Source organism: Polaribacter sp. (assembly GCF_049276715.1).
GTDB lineage: Bacteria > Bacteroidota > Bacteroidia > Flavobacteriales > Flavobacteriaceae > Polaribacter.
In genome coordinates, this window is record NZ_JBASWY010000006.1 from 25,717 (window position 1) to 44,299 (window position 18,583).

At 29.6% G+C, this 18,583-nt stretch carries 13 protein-coding genes; 4 read left to right on the plus strand and 9 right to left on the minus strand.

Annotation, left to right across the window (positions count from 1 at the left end; genetic code table 11):
• The first annotated feature begins 70 nt into the window (after positions 1-70).
• The 4 genes from WAO74_RS01295 to WAO74_RS01310 all read left to right on the plus strand — a co-directional run bounded on the left by WAO74_RS01295 (position 71) and on the right by WAO74_RS01310 (position 7,754).
• Complete coding sequence (locus tag WAO74_RS01295; protein ID WP_422159024.1) at positions 71-3,013, plus strand: histidine kinase; 2,943 nt, start codon at positions 71-73, stop codon at positions 3,011-3,013.
• Positions 3,014-3,105: 92 nt separating this feature from the next.
• Complete coding sequence (locus tag WAO74_RS01300) at positions 3,106-3,855, plus strand: LytR/AlgR family response regulator transcription factor (protein ID WP_422159025.1); 750 nt, start codon at positions 3,106-3,108, stop codon at positions 3,853-3,855.
• A 98-nt stretch (positions 3,856-3,953) separates the two neighbouring features.
• The gene (locus tag WAO74_RS01305; RefSeq protein ID WP_422159026.1) at positions 3,954-5,060 is read left to right on the plus strand and encodes a hypothetical protein; all 1,107 of its coding nucleotides are present in this window, start codon (positions 3,954-3,956) and stop codon (positions 5,058-5,060) included.
• A 282-nt stretch (positions 5,061-5,342) separates the two neighbouring features.
• A complete protein-coding gene (locus tag WAO74_RS01310; RefSeq protein WP_422159027.1) occupies positions 5,343-7,754 on the plus strand; it encodes a T9SS type A sorting domain-containing protein in 2,412 nt (803 codons plus the stop codon).
• Between the two features lie 56 nt (positions 7,755-7,810).
• Here WAO74_RS01310 and WAO74_RS01315 read toward each other — a convergent pair whose 3' ends face one another.
• The 9 genes from WAO74_RS01315 to msrA all read right to left on the minus strand — a co-directional run bounded on the left by WAO74_RS01315 (position 7,811) and on the right by msrA (position 18,343).
• The gene (locus WAO74_RS01315) at positions 7,811-8,185 is read right to left on the minus strand and encodes a DUF423 domain-containing protein (RefSeq protein ID WP_422159028.1); all 375 of its coding nucleotides are present in this window, start codon (positions 8,183-8,185) and stop codon (positions 7,811-7,813) included.
• An 8-nt stretch (positions 8,186-8,193) separates the two neighbouring features.
• Entirely contained in the window at positions 8,194-11,892 is a 3,699-nt protein-coding gene (locus WAO74_RS01320) for a metallophosphoesterase (protein ID WP_422159029.1), read from the minus strand.
• Positions 11,893-11,910: 18 nt separating this feature from the next.
• On the minus strand, positions 11,911-12,504 hold the full coding sequence (locus WAO74_RS01325; RefSeq protein ID WP_422159031.1) for a nucleotidyltransferase family protein: 594 nt from the start codon (positions 12,502-12,504) through the stop codon (positions 11,911-11,913).
• Positions 12,505-13,524, minus strand: a complete 1,020-nt coding sequence (locus WAO74_RS01330) for an XdhC family protein (RefSeq protein ID WP_422159033.1) — start codon at positions 13,522-13,524, stop codon at positions 12,505-12,507.
• A gap of 3 nt (positions 13,525-13,527) precedes the next feature.
• Positions 13,528-15,678, minus strand: coding sequence for a molybdopterin cofactor-binding domain-containing protein (locus WAO74_RS01335; RefSeq protein ID WP_422159035.1), 2,151 nt, complete (start codon positions 15,676-15,678; stop codon positions 13,528-13,530).
• A gap of 3 nt (positions 15,679-15,681) precedes the next feature.
• Positions 15,682-16,155, minus strand: a complete 474-nt coding sequence (locus WAO74_RS01340) for a (2Fe-2S)-binding protein (protein WP_422159037.1) — start codon at positions 16,153-16,155, stop codon at positions 15,682-15,684.
• A 271-nt stretch (positions 16,156-16,426) separates the two neighbouring features.
• The gene (locus WAO74_RS01345; protein WP_422159039.1) at positions 16,427-16,909 is read right to left on the minus strand and encodes a peptide-methionine (S)-S-oxide reductase; all 483 of its coding nucleotides are present in this window, start codon (positions 16,907-16,909) and stop codon (positions 16,427-16,429) included.
• Positions 16,900-17,844, minus strand: coding sequence for an aldo/keto reductase (locus WAO74_RS01350; RefSeq protein WP_422159040.1), 945 nt, complete (start codon positions 17,842-17,844; stop codon positions 16,900-16,902). The genes WAO74_RS01345 and WAO74_RS01350 overlap by 10 nt, the downstream gene beginning before the upstream one ends.
• Before the next feature lie 4 nt (positions 17,845-17,848).
• On the minus strand, positions 17,849-18,343 hold the full coding sequence (gene msrA / locus WAO74_RS01355; protein ID WP_422159081.1) for a peptide-methionine (S)-S-oxide reductase MsrA: 495 nt from the start codon (positions 18,341-18,343) through the stop codon (positions 17,849-17,851).
• Positions 18,344-18,583 lie beyond the last annotated feature (240 nt).

The window sequence follows — 18,583 nt, forward strand, 5'->3', positions numbered from 1 at the left end:
GGCCACTTTCAGCAACTCAATGCTTACTTTTTATAAATAAATTGTAATTTAGACCACAATTTAAAAAGCATTGAAAACATATTTACTCACTTTTTTTTTATTTGTATTTGCTTTTAAAGCTTACACACAACAGCCAGTTTCTATTCATTTAACTGAAAAAGATGGGTTACCAGACACTGAATTTTACGACATTTTAGAAGATGATAATGGCCTTATTTGGTTAGCAGCAGATAAAGGCTTATTTAGTTATAATGGCAGTGAGTACGTTTCTTATACGCATCCAAAACAAGTGGGTTTGTCTGTATTTGCTTTAACTAAAGATAAAGACAATAAAATTTGGTATACCAATTTAGCAAATCAGGTTTTTTATATTGAAAATGGCGAGGTGCATTTGTTTTTAAATATCAAAGAATACTTTAAAGGATATTTAGTGAAGCTGACATTTAAAAATGATCTTTTGATCATGAATTACATAAACCAAGTTTTAATTTGTAATAAAGAAACTGGTGCTATTGTATATCAAACTAAGAATAAAAAGGAAGGGGGAGTTCTTTTTTATTCAAACCCACTTGTAAAAAACGACAGTATTTTTTTTATGAATGAAGCTGGGAAATATACTTTAATTGATAAATTTTATAAATTTAAAAGCTCAATTGAAGACCCTTTATTAGAAAAATATATAATTTCGAGTTTTGGTGATTTAAAAGAAATAAATCATAGAATCGTTGTTTTTTTTAATAGGATTGATGGAACTACTTCACATTACATAGCTGATAAAATAGGTGTTAAAACCAAAATAAAAACAAATTTACCAACGAAACTCAGAATTTATACGTCAATTTTAATCGACGATAAGATATTTTATGCAACAAATAAAGGCGTTTTTATTTGTAATTTAATGAATGATATTTTAAGTGTTGAACAACAATTATTGCCAAATACCCAAGTTTCTGAAATCTTGAAAGATACCCAAGGTAATATATGGCTTACTACTTTAGGCGATGGAATTTATGTAATACCCAATTTAAACTTAAAAACGAATTTTAAAATTAGAAGTGCAAATAGAATTACCAAATTATATAAAGGCAATAGAAATGAACTTTTTCTAATACCTAAAAAACAACATCTGTATAAGTTTACAAGTACCTCTCAAAAAATAGATACGATTGCTTATAAAAATGTTTCTGAATTAAAGTACTTTTTTTACCATCCTAAAACTGAAAGTTATTTTATAAAACGATTAGATAATTTTTTAGGGAGTTATCAATTAAAATCAAATCAATTTATTTTTAAAAAAGAAAATACTACTAGTATTATTAAAGATCATTCTTTTATAAATGACAACGAAATCTTATTAGCTTCAGGTTCTTCAATTGGCAAGTTTTTGATAACTAATGAAAATGAATTAAAAGATGTTTTTGAGAATATTATAAGAAGTTATTCATGTTTTTATAAAGCAACAACTGAAGAAAGTTTTTTTGGTACTGTAGATGGTTTGTTTGTTTACGATAAAAATTTTGATAAAAAAGAAATTAAGTATCAAAATAATTCTATTTATATTAGAGATATTATTAGTATTGATGACGATATTATCTGGTGTTTATCTTTTAAAAACGGTATTTATAAGATAAAAGATCACAAAGTAATTGCACATTACACTCAAGAAAATGGGTTGCTTTCAAACATCAATAGTTACATACAAGGTTTAGATGCTAACATATGGATAGCTGGCGATCATGGTGTACAAGAACTAAATACAGTTACAAATCAATTTAGAAATTTAACGAAGAAAAACGGAGTACCATCTTACAACTTTACTGGTTTAGAAATTATTGATGATGAAATATATCTGAGTACTGATAGCGAATTATTTTCATTCAATGCGAAAACTGTTTTTAATCAGCAACCCAAAAACCAATTACAACCTTATTTTACTTCTATTGCTATTGATGATAAAAAACAAGCCTTTCAAAATGAGTATGTTTTAAAAAATGATAAAAAGAAAATAACCATTAATTACAACACAAATGGTTTTTCATCCAAAGAAAATAGTACCTATCAATATCGTTTATTTGATAAAAATGAAGCTTTACCAGATTGGCAAATAAACACCTCTAACAACAATCAAATAATATACAATCGTTTAGCAGAAGGAGATTATATTTTTCAATTAAAAAATAAAGACGCTACAGAAACCTCAGAAATTAAAGAACTAAACTTTATAGTAGAAGGTGTCTTTTACGAGCAATTATGGTTTTATGGATTGATTTCTTTTGGAGTTATATCATTATTTTTAATGTATAGTTATAACACAAACAAGAGATTAAAAGAAAAACAACGTCTTGAATTAGAAAAGCAAAACAAAGAAATAGAAAATATTTTTTTAAAGTTAGAAAGTTTACGAAGTCAAATGAATCCTCATTTTGTGTTTAATGCCTTAAACTCTATTCAAGATTATATTGTCAACAATCAGAAAAATTTAGCGGCAGATTATTTAGGGAAATTTGCAGATTTAATTCGAAAATATTTAGATCAAAGTTCAAAAAAAGAAATTGCATTATCAGAAGAAATTGAAACCATTGAACGCTATTTGGAATTAGAAAAATTACGTTTTGAAGAAAAATTAAGCTATCAAATTAAGATACAAGAAAATTTAAATATCGATGATATTTTTATACCCACAGTCCTCATTCAGCCTTATGTAGAAAATGCCTTAAAACACGGACTTTTACATAAAAAAGAGAAAGGAAATTTAAGTATAGAAATTTCTATAAACGAGGAAAAATCAACCTTAATAATTACTGTTATAGACAATGGAGTAGGTAGAAAAAAAGCGGCTGCAATAAAAGAGAAACAAATAAGAAGACACGTATCTTTTGCCACAGAAGCTACCAATAAAAGATTGGAACTTTTAAACTATAACAAACAAGATAAAATAGAACTATTAGTAGAAGATTTAGATGTAAATGCGAAAGATGTAGGTACAAAAGTTACCCTTATTATTCCTATTTAGAATTTTGCTTTAGAAACTGAAAAAGGCATTTCAGCAATTAAGAAGATTTTACACATAAAAATAAATCATATTTGCACATAAAGCATAAGGTTATGAAAGCAGTTATTATAGATGATGAAAAAAAAGCACGGAATGTTTTAAGAACAATGTTGTTAGAGAATTGTGCTAAAATTACCCAAATTTTTGAAGCAGAAAATTTAGTATCAGGTGTTTCTTTAATTAAATCAGAAAACCCAAGTCTAATTTTTTTAGATATTGAAATGCCAGAAAACTCTGGTTTAGAAATTTTGAATCATATAAACAAAGAAGATTACAATTTCGAAATTATTTTTGTGACAGCGTATAGTGATTATGCAATACAGGCATTTCAACTTTCTGCCATAGATTATTTATTAAAACCTATTAGACCAACCCAATTAAATGAAGCTGTAGAAAAAGCAATTTCTCAAATAGGCAAATCGCAAATCTCTCTAAAATTAGAAGAGCTAAAGAATAGTTTACAAAGCAATAATTTTAAAAAAATAGGAATTCCTTATGCAGATGGCATCAAATTCGTAAATTTTGAAGACATTATTATGTTTGAGGCAGATGGTATGTACACCAAAGTTTCCATCAAAAATATGGATGCTATTTTAGTAAGCAAACCCCTTCGTTTTTTTGTGGATTTATTTACAACAGCCACTACTTTTTACAAACCACATCGTTCTTTTTTAATCAACTTAATGTTTATAAAAGAGTATATCAAAAAAGATGGAGGCTATATTTTAATGGAAAATGATAAAACAGTTTCCATATCCAAAGATAAAAAAGAAGAATTCTTAACGATTGTACAAAATATATAAGTCGCTTTAGAAACTCAAAACATCATTTCAGAAACTTACTCCAAAAAAAACCACAGGTTGCCACTACTTTTGATTTGTAAAATTAAAAACAAATCAAAATGAAAAAATTAAAAAGGAATAACCGTATTTTATCTTATCTCATCTGTTTTAGCCTTTTGGCATTTGTAAACATCAGTTGTAATGAAAACGACGATTTAGAAATCTTAGAAGAATCAGAAACCAACAAAAAAGAGGCTTTAACTGAGTCTATGGCTAAGAAAGGCATAAAAACTGGCAGAAGTAGAATGAAAAAAAGATCTAATGGTTTATACAGAGCTTCCATTGTGGTGAATAACGACAATAAAGATGAGGTAAGCACCATTGCTTTAGCAATAGAAAAAAAAGAAGGTGTTTTAAACGAAACCAAAACCTATTACTTAGACTATTACACCACTGTAAAAAATGAAAAGTACTATACGTTTGCAGATATAAAGTTTGATGGTAAAGACCTAGAAAACCAAGAAGTAACTATTAAAGTTACTTTATTAGATGCCAATAAAAAACCAATTTCTACTTCTACAGGAACTACTACCATTGCAGGTTTATCGAAAGCAAATATTAAAAGAACTAGATTGAAAGAAAGAAGAAATGGTTTGTATAAAATGTCTGCAGAAATAGAAAATAATGAGGATAATGAGGTTGCAACTATAGCAGTAAAAGTAAATGATTTACAAGGCAATACTACTACTTTTAACACAACGCTTAAAAATAATAATACTATTAATGCAGATTTTTCTTTTGAGAAAGCATCTATATCACAAAAAATGAGTGTTACCTATGTTTTAAAAGATTTTTATGGTGATGAGATTAATACTTTTAAAGAAGAAGTTAGTCTTGAATCTAATTTAAAAGTTGGTAAAGTTTCATTGAATAAAAATTCTAATGGGCTTTATACAACTGTTGTAGCTATAAAAAATGACACCGAAAATGAGATAGAAAAAATTTCCTTAACTATTGAAAAAGAAGAAGGTATTGCAGAAAAAACAATAACGTATGATTTAAAATACTTCAAAACAAAAAAAGGCATCAAATATTACACAAGTCAAAATGTTGCTTTAATTGAAAGTAAAGTTAATATTATCCCTGTAATTGTTACAATTAGTACAAAAACAGATACTGATATCATATATATAAGAGCTCCTAGATACAAAGGCGAAAGAGGATAGATGTAAATTAAATAGGATTGGTTTAACAAAAAAAATATTTAAGATTATAAAATATAGTTAGAAAACTTGTAGAAACACAAAAACCGAGTTCAAACTCAGTTTTTGTGTTTTGCTTATTATATAAATAATTTTCATTTTTTATGACAATACTTATATAAATTACTAAGAAAAATCAAAATCAGTCGCTTTAGAAACTCAAAACGGCATTTCAGAAAGTTGCCTCTAAATTATCATTGATTTAGAGGCATTTTTGTTTTTATAAAAATCAAAATATATATTATTATGAAAACAAGAATACTTTTAATGCTGCTCTTTGTAAGTAGCTTTGCTTTTGCACAAGTACCAAGTGATGAAGTTAGACATTATTCTTTTACAGGTGGTAGTTTAGTCAACACAGCCAACCCTGGAACTGGAGATTTAACACAATCGGGTTCTGCAGCAACATTTGTTGCAGATCATTATGGAAGTGCAGGAAACGCAATAGAATTAAATGGCGATCAATTTAATGGAGGTTCTGTAAGTTCTACTAGTTCTTCTTTATCATTAAGTTTTTGGATAAAACCAACCTCTATAACAACGCATTCAAATTGGGAACGTATTCTTCAAATTTATGCAGGTAGTAAAGGTTTTAGATTAGAACAAAAGTCAGGAAATTTATTTGGATGGTCTGCACAGGCTAGTACATATGTAGGAGGAAGTTCTGGAAGAAGTAGTCAATTAAATAATTTATACGATAATAATTGGCATCATATAGTTTTAAAAATTTATGAACGTGCAGGTTATAATGGTAGAATGTTTTTTGATGTGTATATAGATGGTACAAAAAACGTAGCTTTATCTGGTCATAATGTTTTAGGAACTGGAGGTAATTTTTTAACAAACGGTTCTTTAGTAATTTCGCCTTCATCAGTTACAAATTATAAAAAATCTATAGACGATATTAAGGTTTTTAGTAGAGCACTCTCTGATACAGAAATTTCTGCATTATATAATTTATGCGAAAGCTGTTATTCACTAGTAACAAATGTTACAGGAAATGGAAGTATTGTTTTAAATCCTGCTCCATCATCAGATAATACATATGTATCTGGTACTTCTGTAACATTAACTGCAACTCCAGATACAAGTAATTTATTTAATAATTGGTCTGGTGATGCTTCAGGAACTTCAACATCAACTACTATAGTCATAGATCAAAACAAATCTGTAACTGCTAATTTTATAGAGGCGCCAGTTTATGTAAATATCAATGCAACAGGAAATAATGATGGAACAACTTGGGCAAATGGGTATACAGATTTGCAAACTGCAATTAATAATACTGCTACTTCAAAAGAAATTTGGGTAGCTAAAGGAATATATATACCTTCTGGAAATGGAAGAGCAGCAACATTTAACGCAAGTAAAAAACAGAAAATTTATGGAGGTTTTCAAGGAAATGAAAGCACATTAGGAGATAGAGACATGAGTTTATTGTATACAACTAATGCAACAATTCTTTCTGGAGATTTAAATGGTGATGACAATGCTACAATTTTAGATTCAGAAACTACAAGACAAGATAATGCGTATCATGTTGTAACTATTAAAGGAAACTTTGCTTCTGGAGGAGAATTAAATGGATTTATAATAACAGGAGGTAACTCTAATGGAAGTATAAGCAATAGTTGTTCTACAGCTTCAACTAGCCAATATGATAGAAGAGTTGGTGGTGCAATTTATACAAACCCTGATGGAGAAAATTTTAAGGTTTACACAAAAATTACGAATTGTATTATAGAAAAAAATACAGGAACTTATTATGCAGCACTTGGTAGATTTAGTCCTTGTGGAGATCAAGGAACACAATCTCATGTAGATTTTGAAAGCTGTGTTATAAGAGATAATTACTCAGCAAGCTCAGCAAATATTGCTTATACAGGTAGTCAACAGTACAATATTAGAAGTTATGGTACTATCGTTAATTCATTAATTACTGGAAATAGCAATGGAGCTTCAGATAAATCTTCTGCACTAATCATAAGTAGTGGAGGGGGTTCAGGTAGTAATCCATCTGCATTAGTTAGTGTTATAAATACTACGATTGCAAATAATACTTCTGCAAATAACAAAGCAGTTACAATCAATCTAAAATCTGCAAGTAGCTATCCTGTATATTTTTACAATTCAATTATTTATAATAATGGAGGTAGTAATTCAATAAATATTTTAGGAACAAATGGCTCATCAGCAACTTTTGCAAATAATATTATTGAAGGTGGTGATTATAGTTCAAATGCATCAGATCCTATGTTGCGTGGAGATTTCAAATTATTAACAGGTTCACCTGCAATTGATGCTGGAGATAACTCTAAAATATCTTCTAATATTACAAAAGATTTAGAAGGATCAGATAGAATTCAAAATACAACTATTGATATTGGAGCTTATGAGTTTGGCTCATCACCTTTAAGCACAGAAAATGTTTCTTTTTTAAGTGAAATTAGCATGTACCCAAATCCTGTTACAAATAATTTATTTATAAGAAGCAACCAAGAAATTCAAAAAATAGAAGTTTATAATCTATTAGGTAAAAAGATAATTGAAAAGGAGAATAGTAGTTCAATAAACCTTTCTAATCTAGCATCAAGTATGTATTTAGTTAGAGTTTATTCTCAAAAAGGAATTGTTTCTAAAAGAATTATCAAAAAATAATTTTGAAAGAATTCGTTTTTTAAAATCCTTAGATATTTTTCTAAGGATTTTTTTGTTTATAAAAACTTAAAAAGCAACAACACCCATCCTGCAACTAAAAATAAACCTCCAATTGGTGTAATTGGCTCTAAAAATTTAAGTTTCTTGTTTTTTGCTGATGATAAAACCAAACCATAAATTGAAAAAGAGAAGAGAATTATCCCTATTACAAAAGCATAAATAATATAGGCATTTATGGTTACAGAAATATCTAAATGAAAACCCAAAACAAGCAAAACTATTGCATGATACATTTGATATTTTACCCCTGTTTCAAAACTTTGTAATTGCTCTGTCGTGAGTTTTTTCTTTAATAAATGTGCGCCAAAAGCACCAAGAATAATTGCTGTACATCCAAAAAAACTTCCAAAAATTAATGCTACTTGACCCATTTCTTGAATTAAAATTTAAAGCCTAAACTAATGGCAAGGCGCATTCCATCATCACTAAAAAAAGTTGCAAAATTCGCTCCAATCATTTCTGCAGCATTAAAGAAAACTCCACCTCCATAAGAAGTGTTCCATTCTTTATAAACCAATGTTGGTTGTACTGTTAAGCCTTGTCCTCCCCAAACTCTACCATAATCAAAACCTCCAAAAACACCCATGTTAAGTGGTAGTAAACCAGATTTAACTTTTAATAAATTCCATCTTAAATCTGTGGTTTGATAAAAAGAATTTTTATCGGTAAAACGTTGTCTTCTATAACCTCTTAAACCATCTCTACCACCAATACTAGCTGCTTGATAAAATTCTAAATCGTCCCCAAAATTAAACTGACCTCTTAATTTAGTTGCAAAAACAAGTTTACCACTGTTAATTAATTTATGAGTTACAGATAAAGATGTTTCATTGTAAGCAAAGCTTCTACCTTCGTCTAAATTATTAGTATACCCAAATTTCACATCGAATTCCATGCCAAAAGTAGGAAAAGCTGCGTTGTCTGAATGCTGATAATTATAACTTGCTTCTGTATTAAAAAACTGTTGATTTGTAAAAATTCTGTTATTTGGATTGAATTGTGTTTCTAAAAATCTACCTGGAGTATTTTCTACATTGTAATTTTCGTAATTAAGACCTAATTTAATCATTGCGCCTAAATTGCCTCTCCATTTTACAAAAGATCCTAATTTTAAACGACCAATTTTAACTCTGTTAAAATCTAAATTTTCATCATCTTTTTGTGCTTCAGGATTTGCAGAGTTATTGCCATAACCAAAAAAGTTCATAGCAAAATTTGGACTGTTATAGTTTGCTTCAAGGCCTAAATTCCAACTTTTAAAAATATGAGCAAATTCTCCAGAATAATTTAATTCATATCCTTGTGTAGCAAAGTAATAATAACCAGTTATTAAATGTCTAGATGAAAAAGGATTTCTTTCAAAACCATTAAAGGTAATTGTGTTTTTTAAACCCACTTTTATACCATCATCTGGATTAAACCAAAGAGCAGGCGAAATTAAGTTTGATGAGTTTTTTAGTTTGTTTGCATTGTAGGTATTTGTATCGTAATTATCTGTGAGTTTTTTACTAATTCCTGATGTTTTAAAGGTGTTTTCTTTTGTTTTTTGATCATAAACTTTTACGTTTTGATTATTGTTAATTTCATAAATATCGTTGTTTAACCCTCCAATTATTTTTAATTTAATTGAGGTATTTCCATTGTGTCCGTTAACAATAAATACATCATTATCATCTAAACCATAAATCCAAATTTCTTTTGTTACATCGTATTTATATCTTCTTTCTAGAAGAATATCTGCTTTTTCACCATCTTTTATTCTAGAAACTGTAATTTTTGTATCACCATTTAAAAACCTTTCTATTTCAAACCAATCGTCTTTATTTGTGCCTTTTATCACTTGAAAACTATTCAGGTAAGCATAATAATCATCAGCAATTTTTTGTAGATTTTTTCTTCTTCCTTTCAGTTTGGTTTTAATGGTATTTACAGTTTCGTCTTTTACTTCTTCAGGAAATTTTTCGAAGGCACTATTTATAACCTCATCAGTTATTTGCTCTTGAATCCTTGCAACTTGTTTATCCCAAACCTCTTTGCCAGATTTTTTAATTAAACTCATATCTAAAGGATATGCTGAGTAACTAAACCATTTTGGGCTTTCTAATTCTTCGCTATAAGAGCCCATACCTCTTAAGCCCGGCATTGAACTTGTTAAGAAACCTAATAAAAAGCCATCTCCAAAAATAGAAAAAGCTTGATCTCTGTCTCTTGGTACAGGTTTATAAACAATCTTATCATCTTCTTTAAATTCTGCCCATCTCCATTGATCTTGATGACGATCCCAATCTCCAATTAACATGTCAAATAAACGAGCTCTAATGTAAGTTTCTTCGTCTATAACATATTTTTCGTCTTTGGCAAGATTCTTTCTTAAATCGTCTGTACTTATTAAATTATCAGAATAACCAAAGTTCTTTTTATCTTCATGTCCTTCGCCTGTTCTTTCTTCTATCATGTATAATTCATCACCATAATCTGCATTAAATTCTCCCAATCCTTTTTGCTTAGGTACAAAATATAAGACAGGTTTTGTATGATAAATATCTATGACCTCTGCTAATTTATCGATGGTAAAAGGAGCATAAGGATGTGAGCCTGTAAAAACATCCATTAATAAACTTTCTGTTGTGGTGTTATCAAACTGCCCCTCTATATATTGGTCTTTAAATACAACAGCTTGTAAATATTGGACAGCATTTTTACGCAAAGCTCTCATTACATATTGTCTACCTTTATTATCTTCTAATCGTAAAGATTTAGATTGATGTCCTCCACCTCTTCTAATAGGTTTTAAACCACCAAAAAGTGTATCGATATTTACAGTGGGCGCTAAAACTTTTTTCCCAAAATACTCTCTATATCTTTCACCCCACAAAAATTTGTAAAAGGTACTTTTATCAACTTCCTCATCTGTATATACAGATGCTTTTTTTTCTGTTAATTTTGCATTCGGAAAATCTGTATATTTTCTGAGGCTATCTTTTTTGAAAACATTGGCTTCAAAAACTATTTTACGTTCTTTAGCTGTATAAAAATGAACGGTTGAAGAACCATCATCATAAACATCAAACCTTGCAAAACCTTGAGTTCCATAAGAAAAAACTCCTCCATTTACATTTTTAGTAGCGGTTGTTTTAGAACCAGAACCACTAACAATTTGTGGAATGTTCTCTTTAACTAAATATTGTAAACTATGTTCGTGCCCAGAAACAAAGAGAATTTTTTCGTTCTCTTGAGAAATTGTAATTAACCTTTTTCGCAATTCATTATACTTCTCATTTTGCTGATCTGTATTGGTTAAACCACTGGTTTTACGAAGTATGTTTTTAGCAGTTCCTAAAATAGGAGCAGGCTGCATGTGGCTTTTAAAAGAATAATAACCTCCATGAGGACCATTGGTAAACATAGGATGATGTATGGCTACAATCGTTGTTTTGCCTTGAGATTTTTTAATTAAACCTTCAAATTCATCAAAAAACTTTTCTCTTGTTTTTATTTCACAATCATCATTTATACCTGGATGTTTATCCCAATCAGTTACATACCAATGAGAATCTACTACAATTATATTAATGCCATCATTCACCTCTATTTTTTCTAAAGGACAACCATTTTCTGGAAGAAAAGTGTTTTTTCCTAAGGTTTCTTCTACCAACTTTTCTTGTCTTTTTAAGCCCTTTAAACCACTGTACCAATCGTGATTTCCAGGAATAAATAGTGTTTTACCAGAAAATTTTTTTCCAATATCTGTTTGAACTTTTAAACGATGTTTAGATAACTCGTAAGTTTTAGAGCCTTCTTTTGGCAATCCTTTTTCGTAGATATTGTCTCCTAAAAATATAAGTGTCGAGTTCTTTTTTGCCTTTAAAATTTCTTCATTTAAATACGATAAGGCAGAATCTCTTTTATTTAAATCTGAGTTACCTGCATCTCCAATTAAATAAAAAGAGTGTATAACCTTAGCAGAATCTTTTCTAGATTGAAACTTATGGTCAGCAGACACTTGCATTTCAACACTTGCACAAGCATATAAAAAGATTGCTGTTAAAAAGATTAGAGTATATTTCAATATTTTCATAGACGTAAAAATAATTATTTATTTTAAACTTTTAAATATATCTAAATCTTGTTTTGTGTCGATGTCGATTAAGTTCGTTTTTAGTGTTGGATTAACTATATTTTTTTGGTTCTTTTCCAAGAATTCTTTTGCACCTTTATCTCCATTTATTTCTAATAAACTAGAGAAATAAGTGGCAGGAAACAAAGCAGGAACTCCAAAAAATCCATCATAATTTGAGGCTATTATTTTTGTACCGTTTTTGTGAAATAAATTGATAATATCCTTTAAATAAGAAGTTTCTATAGCTGGTTGATCTGCCAATAATATGAATACACCATCAAAATTTAGATTATTTTTTTTAAAGTGATAAAGGCCAGACACAATACTTGAACTTAAGCCTTTATCAAAATTTTTATTGATGATAAAGTTGGTATTTTTCGAAGTAATTTCTTTTTGTATTTTATCTGCATTTGCGCCTAAAACGCAATAAATATCCTTGGTTTTTAGCTGTTTTGCTTTTTCTAAAGTAATATCTAAAAGTGTTTTTTTATTTACCTTTTCTAGCTGTTTGATACTTTTCATTCGTGACGATTTCCCAGCAGCTAAAACCAAAACAGCAATCTTAGTCATTTAATTTCTATGAATTTTGCCATTGATTTTACGTAAAGAAAAAGGTTCTTTTTTATTCATTACAGATAAGATTTCTGCAAGAATAGAAACTGCAATTTCTTCGGGTGTTTTTGCCCCAATATGCAAACCAGCAGGCGTATAAATACAATCTAAAAATGCTTCTGTGGTTTCTGGTGCAAAGTCAAAAAGTTCATTAAATAAACGTTCTCTCCTTTTTGGTGCACCTAAAATACCAATGTATTTTGGTGCGTATTCAGAGAGTTTAACCACGTATTTTAAATCTTGAACATAGCTATGATTCATAATTACAATCGCACAGTTTTCTGTAATATCTTTAAATTGAATCGTTTCTGGAGAATCGCCAACCACTGAATTTGCACCAGGAAAATCTTTAAGTACTTTGCTATCTTTTGCTGATGTTATTACATCAATTTCCCAACCTAAATTAGCAGCTATATTACACAGTTTTACAGCATCGTGTTCACCGCCAATAATAATCAACTTAAAAGATGGTTTTAGAATCTGAGTAAATAATTCTACATTTTCTACCTTTGGATTGAAAGAGTTCGAAAAAGTAAATTGTGACAGATTTTCGAAGGTAATTATAGAACCAAAATCACCAAAAGCCTCATCCTCTTTGATAAAATAAGCATCTATTTTTATTGCTTCTCTCCTCTTACTGCTATTTAAAAATGCTTCTAAAAAATTATCAGAAATAAAAAAAGGTTCAATTAAAATGTATAAAATACCTTCGCAACCTAATCTGTATCTGCCATCGTAAGTAATAACTTTGGGTTTATCATCTTTAAAAACAGTCTTTGCTCTTTGTATAATTTCCTTTTCTACACAACCACCAGAAACTGCGCCAACAGAATTTAAATCTTCAGAAATTAGCATTCTAACTCCTGGTTTTCTGTAAGATGAACCTTCTAAATAAACTACAGAGGCCAACACATTTTTCAATCCTTTTTTTTGATTGATAACAGCTTGATGAATAATTTCTTTAAGTTCGTGAATCAAAATTTATGAAAGTTTTAAAGGCATTTCTGTCAATCTTTTTCCTGTTAATCTTCTTACTGCATTTCCAATAGCTGCTGCAATTGGACCTAATGGAGGTTCTCCAACAGGCAAAGGTTTGTCTACACCTTGTAATAAAAAAACATTAATTTCTTTGGGCGCATGTTTTATCATAGCCATTTCATAAGGTCCAAAAATAGTGGGTTGTAATTGTCCATCTTCAATATACATTTTTTCATGCATAGCAGCACTCATTGCCATAATCATTGCACCTTCACATTGTGCTTTCACTTGATCTGGGTTTACTGCAATTCCACAATCCATTACGCAAGTAACTTTGTGCACTTTTATTTCATTATCAACAATCGATACTTCAACTACTTGAGCACATGGAGTTCCTGCATCTGTAGAACAGGCAAAACCCATGGCTTTTCCATTTACAACTTTATCAGAATAATTAGATGCTGTTTGTGCTTTATTGATGACATTTTTTAAACGAATGCCTTCTTCATTGTCTTTAATTTGGGCTAAACGCAATTCAATGGGATTTTTATTTCCTCTCAAAGCCAATTCATCAACAAAACTTTCGATAGCAAAAGTATTGGCTAACAAACCCAAACTACGCCACCAACTTGTAGCAAAAGGCAAGGTTTTATGCCATTGAATTGCACGAATATTTTCCATGGCACTGTAATGAATACTTCCACCACGAATTGCACCTAAATCTGCTCCTAAAATTGTGTTGGTAATATCTGGTAATAAAACTGAATCTATGGCAACGTTTCCACTTGCAAAGTGATGTTCTAAATTTTCTATAAGACCTTCTTTGTTCAATTTTCCTTTCATAATATGATGTGTTGGAGGTCGAAACATATCATTTTGAAATTCTTCTTGTCTAGTGAAAAAATATTTTACAGGTTGCCCAACTACTTTAGACATTTGAACAGCTTGTATAGCATGACTCGTATTTAATCTTCTACCAAAACCACCACCCAAATAAGTAGGAATAATATTGATATTTTCGGCATCAATATCCAAAGCTTTTGCAATTTGATTTTGAGTAATCCCTATAACTTGAGTTGATAGAATTACGGTTACTTTGCCATCTTTGTAAGATGCAACAGCCCCATTTGGTTCAATTTGTGCATGTGCACCTAAAGGACTTTTAAATTCAATTTCAACTACTTCTGAATCATCATTTTCTAAAAGATTACCCCTTGTTTGAACCAACATTTCATCTCCACTTCCTACAGAAATTAATGTTCTTATTTCCTCTTCTGTCCATTTTTTTGGAATATTCCATTCAACATCAATTTCCATTTTTGCAGCTAAAGCTTGTGTATAGGTTTTGGCAATAATCCCTAACCAATCATCGATTTGAACCACTTTTACAACTCCAGGCATTTTTTCTGCTTTGCTAAAATTGGCGCTTTTAAAAGTAGCTCCAATATGTTCTGGTCTTGTAACAACTGCATGCAACATATTTTCCATTTCTGCATCCATTCCAAAAATTGGATCTCCAAAAACCTTTGCATTTAAATCGATTCTTGGTAAAGGTTTTCCAATAAATTTATAGTCTTTAATCGATTTTAATTCTGGAGTATCAGGTATTTCCCATTTTAAAACATTTGTAGCAATTTCAGCATACGTCATTTGTTGGTTGTTTCCTGAAACAATGCCATTTTGAGTTGATAAATTTTCAATAGGAATATTTAGTTTTTTGGATGCTTCAATTTTAAGCATTTCACGCATTGTAGCCGCCATTTCTCTTAAAGGTATCCAAAGAGATGCAATAGAGATACTACCTCCAGTGCCTAATCTATCTACGATTCCAGTTTCTGTAGATGCTGCAATGACTTGAATTTGATTAATGTTTATATCTAATTCATCTGCAGCAATTTGCGCTAAACCAGTAAAGGTTCCTTGCCCCATTTCTACTTTTGGAGAAAATAGAATTACGCTATTGTCTTTAGTAATTTCGAACCATAAATTAGGTTCTGTTCCAGAACCAGAGTAAGGCGCAATAAAAGAATCTGTAAAATCGATAATTTGTCTACGAATTGGATTTCTAAAAACATACGTTCCTATAGCCAAAACACCTAAAGTTCCTAAACTGCCTCTTACTAAAAATTTTCTACGTGATATTTTTTTGTTCATCTCCTAAATTTTAGTTTCTCTGGTTAATTCAGCAGCTCTATGTATTGCTTTTCGCATTCTATAATAGGTCGCACATCTGCAAATATTAACGATATTGTTGTCTATATCATCATCTGTAGGGTTTGGATTTTCTTTAAGTAAAGCAGCAGTTGCCATCATAAAACCTGGTTGACAATATCCACATTGTGGCACTACTTCTTCTATCCAAGCTTGTTGCACAGGATGTGGGTTTTCTGCATCACCCAAACCTTCTATAGTAGTTATATTTTTGCCTTCAGCATATTTCACTGCGTAAGAACAAGAACGAACAGCTGCATCATTTACATGCAAAGTACAAGCTCCACAAGCCGCTTTTCCACAGCCGAATTTTGTTCCTTTTAAATCTAATAAATCTCTTACAACCCATAAAAGAGGTGTATTTTCATCTTCTATAGTAACAGAAACGTCTTTGTTATTTATTTTAAAATTGATGTTCATGGTTCTTTTTTTGTGATTAATTTTCAGGCATCCATTATTCTATCCAAATTGACTTTGTTTCTAATTATTTTACTGCTTTTAAATTTAAAGAAATAGACTCAGTTGTTATTTTTTTATAATTAGAATCAAGTAAAAAATTACCTAACAACAATAAAAAATGGATAATCTGGAAATTTTTATTTTTTCATAACTTTTAATTTAGCTAAAGTTACTATAATTTCTTTAAAAATAGCAAAATTGAAATTAAATTCTATTCGTTAAAAACTCAATTTTATTTCATATGATTTGAAAATTCTTTAGATAAAAGGTGCAATTTTGGCTGAATATATTTAACGCAAAAAGGCTTTTGAGGATTCTTTTGATAGTAATTTTGAAAGCAGCTTTTTGAGGGTTTAAAATTATTAAAAGGCAAAATTTGAGTGATAATTTTGTCATTAAAATTGGATTGTAGTTCTTTTATAATAAATTCACTTTCAGATTTTTGTACAGGATGAAAATAGTAAATTGCAGAACGATATTTTGCTCTCATAGAATGATTGCTGGTACTTTTATGCGTTGCTAAATGAATTTCTATTAATGTTTTTAATTCAATTTTATTAGTAAACTCAATAATTACTGCTTCAGAAAATGAACTATTTTTTTCTGTGGATGCAACCCAACCTTGAGAAACTTTTTCAACGCCTTTTAAAGATTCAAAAACAGCTTCTGTGCACCAGTGACAACCACCACCAAAAGCAATTTTGGTTAGTTCCATTTCAACTGTTTTCTTTCTTTCCAGTAAAAATCTGCTGAAGTTTTAAATGATTTTAGCAGTTCGATTTCATCGTTAGAAAGTAAAAATGAGTTGGCTTTTAAGTTTTGATGTAATTGATTTTGATTACTTGCACCGCTTAAAATAGTACTTTTTGGTATGGTTTGTAACACAAATTGTAAAGCAATGGCATCAATCCCAACTTTATATGTTTCTGCTAATTTTTCTAGAGTGGTATATAATGTATTATATTTTGGATAAGACGAATTTCTAAAAACACGACCATTAGCTAATGCTTCTTTAATTACTATCGATTTATTTTGATATGTTAATTCATCAACAATATCTAATAAACTTTGGTCTAAAAAATTGTAGGTTACTTGGAAAACATCAAACAAATAATCACCATTAACTTTAACTTTTAAAGCTTTTTGAATTACTTCTGTTTGGTTTGTTCCTGTTATTGTAATTCCTATTTTTAAATGATGTTCTTTTTTTAAAAAAGCTAATTTTTCTAAAACTTTTGTATTTTCTAAAACTCCAGTTTCTAGAGTTGCAGAATGAATTTGATATACTTTTAAGTAGGGCAGGAGTTGTTTAGAAAATTCCCATTGTTCATTTAATTTGGCTAAACTATGCTCTTTCACTTCATGAACTTTTGCATGTGCATTAAAATTTGCGGTGTAAGTATAGCCCCATTTTGTAGCAACTTCTATGGTTTTATCGTTTTTAGTTTGCAACCATTCTAAAACCAATTCTTCTGCTAAACCATAACCAGGAGCAGTATCAAAATATCGAATTCCTGAATTATAAGCGTCTTCTAAAACTAAAAAACTGTTTTTTTTAAAACTTGTTAAATCAGAATTATTAAAAGTTTCTTGACGAACATTTATATATTGTGGTCTTCCTAAAGCAGCTGTTCCTAAACCTAATTTCATTTTTTTAAATAAAGCTTTCTTTAAATCTTAAAAAGTGGCAAGTATAGCCATTTGGTTTTCTTACCAAATAATCTTGATGCTCAGGTTCTGCAGCCCAAAAAGGGGCAAAAGGTTCGAGAGTTGTTGCCACAGATCCATCCCATTTTTTTGAGGCATTTACAATACTAATCATTTCTTCGGCTATTGTTTTTTCTTCTTCATTTTGATAAAATATAGCAGACCTATAACTAGATCCAATATCATTTCCTTGCCTATTTATTGTAGTTGGATTATGAATTCTAAAGAAAAAATCTAAAATTTCTTGAAATGAGGTTATGTTAGAATCATATGTAATCTCTATTCCTTCTGCATGACCTGGATGATTTTTATAAGTAGGGTTTTCATTTTTACCACCTATATAACCAACTTCTGTATCTAAAATTCCTGGTCTTGCTCTAAAAAGATCTTCCATTCCCCAGAAACATCCACCTGCTATGTAAGCTTTTTTATTTGTTTTCATAATTTTCACTTTATTTAATTGTACGTTTTTTAAAAAATGAATTACCTTTTCTTGCGGCATTTCACAAGGTTTTAAGAATTCGTTTTTTGATGTGATATAATAATTTAAACTGATAAAATCGTTTCCTTTTAATTCTTTTGCAAAGATTTTAAAGGATTTACCATTAATAAAAACTTCTTTAGTGATGCTATATTTTTTGCTGTTGTAAATTCCAAAACAATGTCTTTCTGGAATTTTTAA